The following is an 11,603-nucleotide window of genomic DNA, read 5'->3' on the forward strand; positions in this document are numbered from 1 at the left end:
TTCTTGTGGTAGGAAAGGGACCCAGGCAAGGATGGGGCCGTGGGGGGGGGGGGGGGGGGTTGGGGGGAAACCCCAACCCCCCCCCCACGACCCGCGCAACCAAGCCCCTTGGATGCGACGAAGGGGCCCTTCACCGCGTGAGATGCGGCGAAGAGCCCCTTCAGCAAAAGACCTACTGAGTGACCGGGCGCACGTTCGACGACACCAGTGCCGCCAGCCGGTCACCGATGGCGTGCGTCGCACCGGGCGACGCCTGGTCGCGGGTCGCGAGGTCGAAGGCCACCGAGGCCTCGATCCGCCGCGCCGCTTCCTTCTGTCCCAAGTGGTCCAGCAGCAGCGACACCGACAGCACCGCGGCGGTCGGGTCGGCGAGACCCTGGCCCGCGATGTCCGGCGCGCTGCCGTGCACCGGCTCGAACATGCTCGGGTTCCGCCGGGTGATGTCGAGGTTCCCGCTCGCCGCCAGCCCGATGCCGCCGGTCACGGCCGCCGCCAGGTCGGTGATGATGTCGCCGAACAGGTTGTCCGTCACCACGACGTCGAAGCGGGACGGGTCGGTCACCAGGTGGATGGTCGCGGCGTCCACATGGGAGTACGCGACGGTCACCTCCGGGTGCTCCAGCGAGACCTCTTCGACGATCCGCGACCACAGCGAACCCGCGTACTCCAGCACGTTCGTCTTGTGCAGGAGCGTCAGGTGCTTGCGGGGCCGCGCCTCGGCCCGGTTGAACGCGTCGGTCACCACACGCCGGACGCCGAACGCCGTGTTGACGCTGACCTCCGTCGCGATCTCGTTCTCGGTGTCCTTGCGCAGCAAGCCACCGTTGCCCGCGTACGGGCCTTCGGTGCCTTCACGCACGACGACCATGTCGATCTCGCCCGCTTCCGCGAGCGGTCCGCGCACCCCCGGGTACAACCGGGCGGGGCGCAGGTTCACGTGGTGGTCGAGCTCGAACCGGAGGCGCAGCAACAGCCCGCGCTCCAGAATGCCGCTCGGCACCGTCGGGTCGCCCACCGCGCCCAGCAGGATCGCGTCGTGCTGACGGAGTTCACCGAGTACCGACTCCGGGAGCAGCTCGCCGGTGGAGTGCCACCGGGCGGCGCCGAGGTCGTAGTTCGTGATCTCCGCAGTCGGTACGACCTCACCGAGCACCTTGAGCGCCTCGGAGACCACTTCGGGCCCGATCCCGTCTCCTGGGATCACCGCGAGCCGCATCCACACACCTCCGTAGACCAGGCCACCGGCAGTCCGGATGGCCCATCCGCAAGAAAACGCCAGCAGCGGAAGGTTACCGGCCGTAGCCCGGTAGCCGTAGCCGCACCACCCTTATGCCGGAATCTCCCACAGAGCGAGACAGCCGAAAGGGTGAAAACAAGAAGGGACGCCCTGGCGGAAAGCATGCCGCCAGGGCGTCCCTCACCTCATCGAACGCGGACTACCGCACTACCGCGTCAGCCCACACCGATCGGCTGACGTCCGGTGTGCCGCCCGCCGTTGCCCGGCCGGTCGACACCCGTGTCGCCGTTGCCGTTGTTCGCCTGGATCTTCACCACGTTCGCCCGGTTGCCCGAGGCGTTGTGGTGCTCGATCGCCAGCAGGCCCAGCACGGTGTCCTGCGCGGCCGCGTTGCGGTTGACCACCAGCGCCGTGCCCGGCTTCGCGACGTAGCCCAGCGCGGAGTCGCCGCCGCCCTGGACGGTGTACGCGGGAGCCAAGGCGTCGAACGAAAGCGGCGTGCCGACGTAGTCGATGGTCGACGAGTCCGCGCCCGGCGCCGCGTAGAACCCGGAGGTCCCGACCGTGTAGCTGATCTTGTGCGACGCGGCGTTCGGGTCGATGCCCAGCGCCGCGATGCTCACCGGCAGCACGACGACGTTGGTGTCGTACACGTTCGTGTCGACGTCGCCGAGCTGGCCGTTGATCGGCTGGATGTCCACCTGCGGGAAGCCCGGCTTCAGCGCCACGGTGACCGCCACCAGGACATCGGTGGACGTCACCTTGGTCACATAGGTTTCGAAGTCCGGCTGTCCGTCACCCGTGGTGTCGATGTCCACGAACGGCGAGGTGTTGCTGCCCAGGTTGGCCAGGTCGCTCCAGGTGGTGAGACCGAAGGCCAGCAACGCGTTCTCCGGCTCACCCTGCGCCTTGGCCAGCGGAGCCGTCGACGCGGCGCCGATGTAGCGCAGGTCGGCGCCCTTGGCGGTCTGGTTCAGGGTGCAGTCGGTGGTGACGTCGCCGTCGCACTCGGGCAGCTGCGGGGATTCCGCCTGAAGCTCGAGCACGCTGATCAGCGAGCGGTACCGCTGCGCACCGGTGCCCTGGTCCACGCCCTTGCCGGTCAGGTTCAGCACGGCCTGGGTCTGGCCGGCGCCGAAGTTGACGTTGCCCGGGGTGTTGATGGACGAGACCGGCTTCGGCGCGGAGTACACCGAAAGCCGCAGCGGAACGGTCGTGCCGCTCTTCGGGGTGAACGCGATCCGGCCGGAGGCGTCCGCCACGAACTGCCGGGCGAGGCCGACCTGCGTGGTCGCCATGGTCGGGTCGATGACCTTGCGGAGCGCCTTGGGGTCGGCGATCTTCAGGGTCACCTTGACCAGCGCGATACCGCGAGGGCTCAGCTTCACCGTCGGCTTGTCCACTGTGTACTCGACACCGGGAAGCGCGTTCACGGCTTCGTAGCCCACCGAGTACTCGACCGGCTTGATGCCCTTGTTGACCACCTTGACCGTCTTGGTCAGGGTGACCGGCCCGCCCGCTTCGACGACGCCGAAGTTGACCGAGACGAAGCCGGGGTTGTCGACGACGTAGGCCAGGACCTGGTTGTCCAGCGCGGCCTTCGCGTCGATCCGGCCGCTGCCGACGCGCTGCGGCCCGTAGACGCGGCCCGACGCGTCGCGGATGTCGTGGCCGGCGGTGTTGATGACCGAGGCCTTGACCTCCTCGACCGACCAGTCCGGGTGCGCCTGACGGATCAGGGCGGTGATACCCGAGGTGTGCGGAGCCGCCATCGAAGTGCCGGAGATGACCAGGCGACCGGCCCCGCTCCCGCTCAGCGCGGACGCGATCGAGTCACCGGGCGCCGCGACGTCCGGCTTGACGGCCGGACCACGCCCGCCACGCGAGGTGAACGAGCTCGGGGTGTCCACAATGGACTTGTCGGTGGTCGGCACGGACACGCGGCCCTTGCCGGTCATGCGGACCTGCAGCGTTCCCGCGGCCACCGCGGGCCGGAGCGAAGCGGTCGCGCTGCCGGTCAGCTGGAACGTCGGCGTGGCCGCGTTGCCCGCGATGCCCGCCGTGAAGTGCTCCAGCGTGGACGAGAACAGCGCGCCCTTGGCACCGGCGGCCTGCGCGTTGTTCGACCGGGCGACCGAACCGCAGGCGCGGGTCGCGTCGTTGTCGTCCCATTCGAGGAACACGATCTTGCCCGCGGCCTTGGCCTTGTCGGCTTCGGAGTACGGCTTGCAGCCGGCGACGTTGTCGGCCGACAGCGTGACCACCGGCGCGGTGACGTCGAGCGTGTCGTAGGTCGCGTAGTTCTGGCTGAACTGCCCGGTCTTCGCGCCCTTCACGCCGTCGGGAGCGACGGCTTCGACGGCGTCGCGCAGGACGGACGCGTCACGGCTGCTGGCGACGGTCAGCGCCTCGGGCGTGTTGCCCGGCGCGCCGCCGACGTCGTTGAGGTCGCCGCCGTTGCCCGCGGAGAACACCGGCACGACGTTGTTCGCGGCGATCTTGCGCACGAACAGCGAGTCCGGGTCGTCCGGGGTGGCGAAGTCGCCGCCCAGCGAAAGGTTGACCACGTCGAGGTGGTCGGTGAAGTCGCCGTCACCGTCCGGGTCGAGCGACCAGTCGAGCGCCTGCGAGGTGACGTTGGTCGAGCCGTCGCAGCCGAAGACCTTGATCGCGTACAGCAGGGCCTTGGGCGCGGTGCCCGGGCCGATCTGCATCGCCTCGATCTTCTTCTTGTTCAGCTTCTTGTAGTCGCCCGTGAAGGTCTTGCCCGCTTCGTCCACACCGAATCCGGCGACCGTGCCCGCGACGTGCGTGCCGTGGTGGCCGCACGAGATCGGGTTGGGGTCCGGCTTCGGGGTGTTGAGGGCCGGGTCGTCGCTGCCCGAGTCGTAGGCGTCGCCGACCAGGTCGATACCGCCGACGACCTTGTCGGTCGGGAAGGCGGGGGTGGCCTGGTCGCGGTTGATCGCCTTGTAGGCCTCGGCCGTGCCCGGACCGCCGAAGGTGGCGTGGGTGTAGTCGATGCCGTCGTCGATCACGCCGACGCGGATGCCGTCGCCGTAGCGGCCGGTCTGCTGCCAGGAGGCGAGCGTGTTGGTCAGCTGGACCGCGCTGGAGTTGGTGCGGGTCTTCGGCACGACCTTCTTGACCGAAACGACGTCCGGCCGCTTCGCCAGCTCGCGGATCTTCGCGGCGTCGGCGGTGACGACCGCGCCGGCGACCGCGTTGGCGGTCTGCGTGACCAGCTGGGTGCCGGCGTCGGCGGCCTTGAGCTGCCCGACGACGGAGTTCACCGTCGCGGCGGCGTCGGCTTTGGCGTCCTTCGCGGCCTTCTTCGCCTGTTCCTTGCCTGCGCCCTTGTTCTGCTCGGCGTTGAAGGCGTCGACGGCGGGCTGCTTGGCCAGCTCGACGAAGGCGGTGATCTTGCCTTGGGCGGCCTTGAGCTTCGGCTCGACCTTCCCCTGGAATCCGTTACGGTCGATCTTCGCCGGCGTGACGCCGTCCGCGAGGGGGACATCCTGCGCGGCCGCGGACGCCCCGGTCACGGACGTCACGAGCAACGCGGCGAAGACCGCGGTCGACGAGCGGATCGCCCATCGGGGTACGCGGGATCTGTTCATGAGTACGTGCCCTCACTCGAGGCCTTGACTCGGAACCTGCCTGCCGCTCGAACACACCCCCGACGGTGAGCCCCGGCGCCGCGCCGTGCCCTTGACGACGCGATGGTTCGGCCTCGCCGGAAGAACCTATCCGGGGACCAGCCCGACTTCAGTAGGCATTTTTCACCGTTATTGAATCTTGCTCTGCGTTCTCGCGAACCCCGCACACACAACAACCACAGTTAGTCGACTAATTGCGAAGAAGTACGGGAAGGCCCCTTCCTTGCGTCTGACGCAAGGAAGGGGCCTTCCTGTACTTGGAGGTCAGCCGAAGTTGACCGCGCGGATGGTGTGCGCACCCACGGTGGCGCCGATCGGCTCCAGCAGGTGCGAGTCGATGGAACGGTCCACGCGCAGCAGCATGACCGCGTCCGCGCCGTCGGTGGTCTGGCTGATCTGCGCGGCCTCGATGTTGAGGCCCGCCTCGCCGAGCAGCGTGCCGACGCGGCCCATGATGCCCGGGCGGTCCGGGTATTCGAGCAGCAGCACGTTGCCCTCGGCGCGCAGATCGAAGTGGCGGCCGTTGACCTCGACCAGCTTCTCGACCTCGTCCTTGCCGGTGACCGAACCGGACACCGAAAGGGTCGTGCCGTCGGCGTGGACCGCGCGGACGGTGACCAGGCTGCGGAACTTGGGGCTTTCGGTCTCGGTGACCAGATCGACCTGGACCCCCAGCTCTTCGGCCACGCGCGGCGCGTTCACGAAGGTGACCTGGTCTTCGACGACGCCGGAGAACACGCCGCGCTCGGCCGCGAGCGGCAGCACGCTGACATCCTCGGTGGACAGCTCGCCCTTGACCACGACGGTGACCGAGGCCGGGGCCTTCGGGTTCAGCGCGGTCAGCACGGTGCCGAGCTTCTGGGTGAGCGAGAGGTACGGCCGGACGTGCTCGCCGACCGTGCCGCCGCCCGCGACGTTCACCGCGTCCGGCACGAAGTCGCCGCGCAGCGCGAGCAGCACGGACTTCGCGACGTCGGTGCCCGCACGGTCCTGCGCCTCGGCGGTCGAGGCGCCAAGGTGCGGGGTGACGACGACGTTCGGCAGGCCGAACAGCGGGCTTTCGGTGGTGGGCTCGGTGACGAACACGTCGATACCGGCGCCGCCGACGTGGCCGGAGCTGACCGCGTCCGCCAGCGCCTGCTCGTCGATCAGGCCACCGCGCGCGGCGTTGACGATGATGACGCCCTGCTTGGTCTTCTTCAGCGCCTCGGCGCCGATCAGGCCCTTGGTCTCCGGGGTCTTCGGCAGGTGGATGGAGATCGCGTCGGCGCGCTCCAGCAGCTCGTCCAGCGTGACCAGCTCGATGCCGAGCTGCGCGGCGCGGGCGGCCGAGACGTAGGGGTCGTAGGCGATGAGCTTGGTGTCGAACGCGGCGAGCCGCTGCGCGAACAGCTGGCCGATCTTGCCGAGGCCGACCACACCGATGGTCTTGCCCTGGATCTCGACGCCCGAGTAGGCGCTGCGCTTCCACGCGCCACCCTGGAGGCTCTGGTCCGCGGCCGGGACTCGGCGGGCGACGGCGAGCAGCAGGGCGACGGCGTGTTCGGCGGCGGAGACGATGTTCGACGTCGGCGCGTTGACCACCAGGACACCGCGTTCGGTGGCGGCGGGGACCTCGACGTTGTCCAGCCCGACGCCGGCGCGGGCGACGACCTTGAGCGAGGTGGTGGCGCCGAGGACCTCGGCGTCGACCTTCGTCGCGGACCGCACGAGCAGCGCGTCCGCCGTCTTCACGGCCTCGAGCAGCGCGGGGCGGTCCGTGCCGTCCACATGCTGGACCTCGACCTCGTCGGAGAAGACGCTCAACACGGAGGGCGCGAGCTTCTCGGCGATGAGGACGACGGGCTTGTTCGGCTTGGTCACGATACGGCTCCCACTATCTGGTCTGTGCCTGCGACTCACTGTTGACGGTCACGCCGTTGTGCCCGGTTGCGCCGCAGTTTAGACCTGGTGACAGGGGATTGTTAACTCGCCCGTAATCCGGCGAAAACGAGATCGAGGAGGCGTTCGAGGCCCTTGTCACCCGAAAGGTGTTCACTGGCCCAGGAAAGCGCGTGCAGCAGCACCAGCAATTCGTGCACTGTGACGTCCGCCCGGAGCTCTCCCGAAGCCTTCGCCCTTTCCACCAGGTGGGACACCTGGTCCCGCATCGCGTGACATGAGGCATACAACGGCGAGGTCTCGTCGTCGAGGACGTCGACCATCAGTTCGGGCAGTCCGCGATACCGCGCCGCCTGCTCACCCATTCCGGCGAACCAGGCCTTGAGCGCTTCCACCGGATCCGGGGAGTCGAGAAGGTCGCGGGCCACCGCGGCCTGCGCGTCGTAGCCCTCGCGAAGCACCGTCTCGACCAGAGCCTCCCGCGTCGGGAAATGCCGGTAGAGCGTCCCGATGCCGACACCGGCCCGGCGCGCGATCTCTTCCAGCGACGCCTCGACCCCGTGCGCGGCGAAGGCGCGCCTCGCCTCTTCGAGGAGGCGCTCGTAGTTGCGCCGGGCGTCCGCCCGCAGCGGCTTCTTCTCGGTGACCATCGCGCTCCCGAGCCTAGTCTCGACAAATCGGAGGCAGCCTCCGTATAGTCGGACGGCGTAAGCGGAGGCTGCCTCATGTTAGCTGGGGAGACACGTAATGACGTTGATCGACGAAACCCGGGAGCGGCTGGGCCCGGTGGGTGTCTGGCTGCCGGTCGGCATGTTCACGCCGACCCCGGACGAGGAACGGCGGGCGATACGACGGCTCGAAGAGCTGGGCTACCGCACCGTGTGGGGCGGCGAGGGGCCGGGGAACCGGGAGCTGTTCGCGTACAGCGCCATCACGCTGGCCGCCACCGAACGGGTGGTGGTCGGCACCGGGATCGCGAACATCTGGTCGCGGCCCGCGTACACCGCCCACAGCGGCGGGCGGACGCTCGCGCAGGCCTTCCCGGGCCGGTTCGTGCTCGGCGTCGGGATCGGGCACTCGTATCAGGCGGCGAAGGCGGGCTCGGACTACCGGCCGCTCGAACAGACCTGTGACTACCTCACGGCCATGTCCGCGGCGGCGGAGGAATTCCCTGCGCCGGTACCGTTTCCGCGCGTCCTCGCCGCCGTCGGGCCGAAGATGCTCGAACTCGCGCGGGAGCTGACGGACGGCGCGCACCCGTTCGCCCAGCCCTTCGAGCACACGCCGTACTCCCGCGAGATCCTCGGCCGGGACAAGCTGCTCATCCCCACCCATTCGATCCTGCTCGGCGACCGTGAGCAGGCGAGGGAGAGCGTGGCGAGGGATATCGGGCTGATGAAGCAGTACGGCGTCCCGCACTATTTCAAGGGCTGGAAGCGGCTCGGCTACACCGACGCCGACATCGACGACGTCAGCGACCGGCTCGTGGACGGGCTGACCGCGTGGGGCGGCGAAGAGCGGATCGCCGGGCGGATCAAGGAACTCGTGGACGCCGGCGCGGACACCGTGCTCGTCCATCCCGCCGGGGACGATCTTCAGTCCATGGTGGACCAGCTGGAACGGCTCGCCCCGGCACTGGCGGAGGTGACCCGATGAGCGTCGGGATCTGGACATTCTCGTTCGACGGCAAGGAAATCGGCGAGGTCCGCGAGGCGGCGGCGGAGGTCGAAGAACTCGGCTTCGACACGCTGTGGTTCGGGGAGTACCTGGGGCGGGAGGCGTTCACCCAGGCAGGGCTGCTGCTGGCGGCGACGTCCCGGCTGACCGTCGCCACCGGTATCGCGCGGTTCTCCCACCGGGCGCCCGTCGCCGCGGCCGCCGCCGAACGGACCCTCGCGGAGGCCTATCCGGGCAGGTTCACCCTCGGGCTGGGCGGTCATCTGCCGGGCGCGAAACCGCTGGAGGCGATGCGCGGCTATCTCGACGAAATGGACAAGACCGATCTGTCCACACCGGACTCCCCTCGTCGGCGGCTACTGGCCGCACTGGGGCCGAAGATGCTCGCCTTGGCCGCGGAACGCACTGATGGGGCGCATTCGTACTTCGTCCCTGTCGAGCACACGGCGCTGGCGCGGAAGGCCATGGGACCTTCGGCCTTCCTCGCCGTCGAGCAGGCCGTCGTCCTCGGATCGGACCGGGAGATCGCACGGCGGCACGTGTCGATGTACCTGGACCTGGCCGCCCACCATCGGGCGAATCTGCGGCGGTTCGGGTTCACCGAGGAGGACTACGGCTCCGACAAGCTCGTAGACGCGCTGGTCGCCGTCGGTGAGGACGAGATCGACGCCCGGGTGCGGGCGCATCTGGACGCGGGCGCGGATCACGTCTGCCTGCAGGTGCTGACCGAGGGCGACCGGATCCCGCTGGCCGAATGGCGGGTTCTGTCGGGGGTCGGGGGTAGCGTGCGGGAGCGTGACGTCACCGGCTGAACTCGCCTTCGAGAAGGCACGGGAACTGATCGACGCGCGAGATCTCGCCGGGCTCGCGCGCCTGATCGGTGGCCTGCCCACCCTCGTCCACGCACACGGGAAGAACGGGAACGACCTGCTCGGCATGGCCGCCGCGACCTGCGACGAGCGGCTGTGCCGGATCCTGCTCGATCACGGCGCCGATCCGGCGTCGGCCAACGTCCACGGCTGGACGGCGTTGCACCAGGCCGGGTACGCCGGGCTGCCGCCGCTGGTCACGATGCTGCTCGACGCGGGCGCGCCGGTCGACGTTCCCGCCCGCGGCGACGGCGGGACACCGCTGGTGGTCGCGCTGTTCTGGGGCCATCGCGAGGCGGCGGAACTGCTGGCTTCGCGCAGCCTCTCCCCCGGCAATCTCCGGGTGGCGGCGGGACTCGGCCGGGCCGATCTGCTCGACGAGTTGCTCGCGCCGGGCGGCACGCTCTCCCCCGCGGCGGGCGCGCATCGCGAGTTCCACCGGCCGCACAGCGGTTTCCCGGAATGGCGGCCGAGCGACGATCCGGCCGAGGTCGTCGACGAGGCGCTCGCGTGGGCCGCGCGGAACGACCGGTCCGACGCGGCGCGGACCCTGGTGGCACGAGGTGCCGATGTGGACGCCGACGTCTACCGCGGCACGGCGCTGACCTGGGCCGCCGCTCAGGGGAAGCCTTCGGCGATCAGGACTTTGGCGGAGCTCGGCGCCTCGGTGAACCGCCAGGGCACCTTCGGCGGGCTTTCGCACGGTGAAGGTGTCACGGCGTTGCACCTGGCCGTGCAGGGAGGGCATGTGGACGCGGTGCGGGCTCTGCTGGAAGTGGGGGCGGATCCTTCGCTCGAGGACTCGCTGTACGCGTCGTCGGCCTTGGGGTGGGCCGAGCACTTCGGGCAGACGGAGATCCTGGCGGTGCTGCGGGACGCCTGAGCGCGGGATCCCGCATGCATGCGTCGCGAAGGGGCCCGACCGGCCTCACCGACCGACCCCGCCTCGTGCGATGAAGGGGCCTTTCATAGCAAATTTTGCTATGAAAGGCCCCTTCATCGCACGAACCAGCACTTGCGCCGTCGTCGAGGCTGTCCCGATCCTGACGCCTCCTGGCCCGTCTGAACCTCGCCCAAAGTACGACACTCGCCGAACAATGGACCCATGCGAGCGATCAGTCAAAACCGTCTCGGCGGCCCCGAAGTCCTCGAACTCGTCGACATCGAGAGACCCGTCCCCGGCCCGACCCAGATCCTGGTCCGGGTGCACGCCGCCGGTGTCAACCCGATCGACTGGAAGACCCGCGAGACCGGCGGCATCGGCCCGATGGGCGATCCGCCGTTCATCCTCGGCTGGGACGTGTCCGGTGTGGTCGAGGAGGTCGGCGCGGGCGCGTCCCTGTTCTCCCCCGGCGACGAGGTCTTCGGCATGCCGTCGTTCCCGTTCCAGGCCGGCGCGTACTCCGAGTACGTCGCCGCGCCGAGCCGCCACTTCGCACGTAAACCGTCCACTTTGGACCACGTGCACGCGGCCGCGGTCCCGCTCGCCGGGCTGACCGTCTGGCAGAGCCTCGTCGACACGGCGGACATCCAGCCGGGGCAACGGGTTCTGGTCCACGCGGCGGCGGGTGGGGTCGGGCATCTCGCGGTCCAGATCGCCAAGACACGCGGCGCGTACGTGATCGGGACGGCCGGCGCGGCCAAGCACGAGTTCCTCCGCGGTCTCGGCGCGGACGAGCTCATCGACTACCGCACGACGGACTTCGCCGAGGAGGTCCGCGACGTCGACGTCGTCCTCGACACGATCGGCCTGGAGTACGGGCCTCGGTCACTCAAGACGCTTCGCCGCGGCGGCAGGCTCGTCCAGCTCACCCGCACGAACGACGAGCGGCTGCCGGAACTGGCCGATGCCGCCGGAGTCACCGCAGGGTTCACCCTCGCCGAGCCGGACCGCACCGGACTGCTCGCGCTGGCCGAACTCGTCGACAGCGGGCACCTCAAGCCGACCATCGACACGGTGTTTCCGCTGGAAGAAGCCGCGAAGGCCCAAGAACTGGTCGCCGCGGGGAAGACCACGGGAAAGGTCGTGCTGTCCGTCGCGGACTGAGGGCCGCGAAACGCTCCGGGGTAGGTCAAAGGTGGCTCGTTCGGTGTCCCTGGGCCCAGCGTCGAGCCCTCTATGACTCAAAGGTGACGCGGCCGAGCTTGTGCCGTGAAGGGCCGGCCTGCGGCCGGGGTGGTCGTGGGGGGGGGTTTTGGTTTGGAACCCCAAAACCCCCCCCCACCAACCAGCTCCGGACCCTTCTCTTCCCAAGGCCCTTGGAAGCAACTCTTTCTTCC

8 protein-coding genes are annotated in these 11,603 nt (G+C 69.5%); 4 read left to right on the forward strand and 4 right to left on the reverse strand.

Annotated elements, in window-relative coordinates:
* Nucleotides 1-172 precede the first annotated feature (172 nt).
* The 4 genes from AC069H_RS07150 to AC069H_RS07165 form a co-directional block, all read right to left on the reverse strand.
* Nucleotides 173-1,216 (reverse strand): 3-isopropylmalate dehydrogenase, encoded by a 1,044-nt coding sequence (locus tag AC069H_RS07150; protein WP_007031599.1) that lies wholly within the window; start codon nt 1,214-1,216, stop codon nt 173-175.
* Between the two features lie 236 nt (nt 1,217-1,452).
* Nucleotides 1,453-4,857, reverse strand: coding sequence for a S8 family peptidase (locus AC069H_RS07155; RefSeq protein ID WP_478231655.1), 3,405 nt, complete (start codon nt 4,855-4,857; stop codon nt 1,453-1,455).
* Nucleotides 4,858-5,160: 303 nt separating this feature from the next.
* The gene (serA, locus tag AC069H_RS07160) at nt 5,161-6,759 is read right to left on the reverse strand and encodes a phosphoglycerate dehydrogenase (protein ID WP_478230794.1); all 1,599 of its coding nucleotides are present in this window, start codon (nt 6,757-6,759) and stop codon (nt 5,161-5,163) included.
* A 101-nt stretch (nt 6,760-6,860) separates the two neighbouring features.
* On the reverse strand, nt 6,861-7,427 hold the full coding sequence (locus AC069H_RS07165) for a TetR/AcrR family transcriptional regulator (protein WP_478230795.1): 567 nt from the start codon (nt 7,425-7,427) through the stop codon (nt 6,861-6,863).
* 97 nt (nt 7,428-7,524) lie between these two features.
* Here AC069H_RS07165 and AC069H_RS07170 point away from each other — a divergent pair, with 97 nt between their 5' ends.
* The 4 genes from AC069H_RS07170 to AC069H_RS07185 all read left to right on the forward strand — a co-directional run bounded on the left by AC069H_RS07170 (nt 7,525) and on the right by AC069H_RS07185 (nt 11,370).
* Nucleotides 7,525-8,433, forward strand: coding sequence for a TIGR03620 family F420-dependent LLM class oxidoreductase (locus AC069H_RS07170; RefSeq protein ID WP_478231656.1), 909 nt, complete (start codon nt 7,525-7,527; stop codon nt 8,431-8,433).
* Nucleotides 8,430-9,266 (forward strand): TIGR03620 family F420-dependent LLM class oxidoreductase, encoded by an 837-nt coding sequence (locus tag AC069H_RS07175; RefSeq protein WP_478231657.1) that lies wholly within the window; start codon nt 8,430-8,432, stop codon nt 9,264-9,266. Before AC069H_RS07170 ends, AC069H_RS07175 begins: the two co-directional genes overlap by 4 nt.
* A complete protein-coding gene (locus AC069H_RS07180) occupies nt 9,250-10,206 on the forward strand; it encodes an ankyrin repeat domain-containing protein (protein WP_478231658.1) in 957 nt (318 codons plus the stop codon). The genes AC069H_RS07175 and AC069H_RS07180 overlap by 17 nt, the downstream gene beginning before the upstream one ends.
* A gap of 222 nt (nt 10,207-10,428) precedes the next feature.
* Nucleotides 10,429-11,370 carry an NADP-dependent oxidoreductase gene (locus tag AC069H_RS07185; protein ID WP_478231659.1) on the forward strand — a complete coding sequence of 314 codons (942 nt, stop codon included), beginning with the start codon at nt 10,429-10,431 and terminating at the stop codon, nt 11,368-11,370.
* The last annotated feature ends 233 nt before the right edge of the window (nt 11,371-11,603 follow it).

It is taken from the genome of Amycolatopsis sp. NPDC043887 (genome assembly GCF_056435665.1).

Coding starts and splice junctions, on each gene's coding strand:
- AC069H_RS07150 (WP_007031599.1), bottom strand. CDS start 1,216: ATGCGGCTCGCGGTGATCCCAGGAGACGGGATCGGGCCCGAAGTGGTC.
- AC069H_RS07175 (WP_478231657.1), top strand. CDS start 8,430: ATGAGCGTCGGGATCTGGACATTCTCGTTCGACGGCAAGGAAATCGGC.
- AC069H_RS07155 (WP_478231655.1), bottom strand. CDS start 4,857: ATGAACAGATCCCGCGTACCCCGATGGGCGATCCGCTCGTCGACCGCG.
- AC069H_RS07185 (WP_478231659.1), top strand. CDS start 10,429: ATGCGAGCGATCAGTCAAAACCGTCTCGGCGGCCCCGAAGTCCTCGAA.
- AC069H_RS07170 (WP_478231656.1), top strand. CDS start 7,525: ATGACGTTGATCGACGAAACCCGGGAGCGGCTGGGCCCGGTGGGTGTC.
- AC069H_RS07165 (WP_478230795.1), bottom strand. CDS start 7,427: ATGGTCACCGAGAAGAAGCCGCTGCGGGCGGACGCCCGGCGCAACTAC.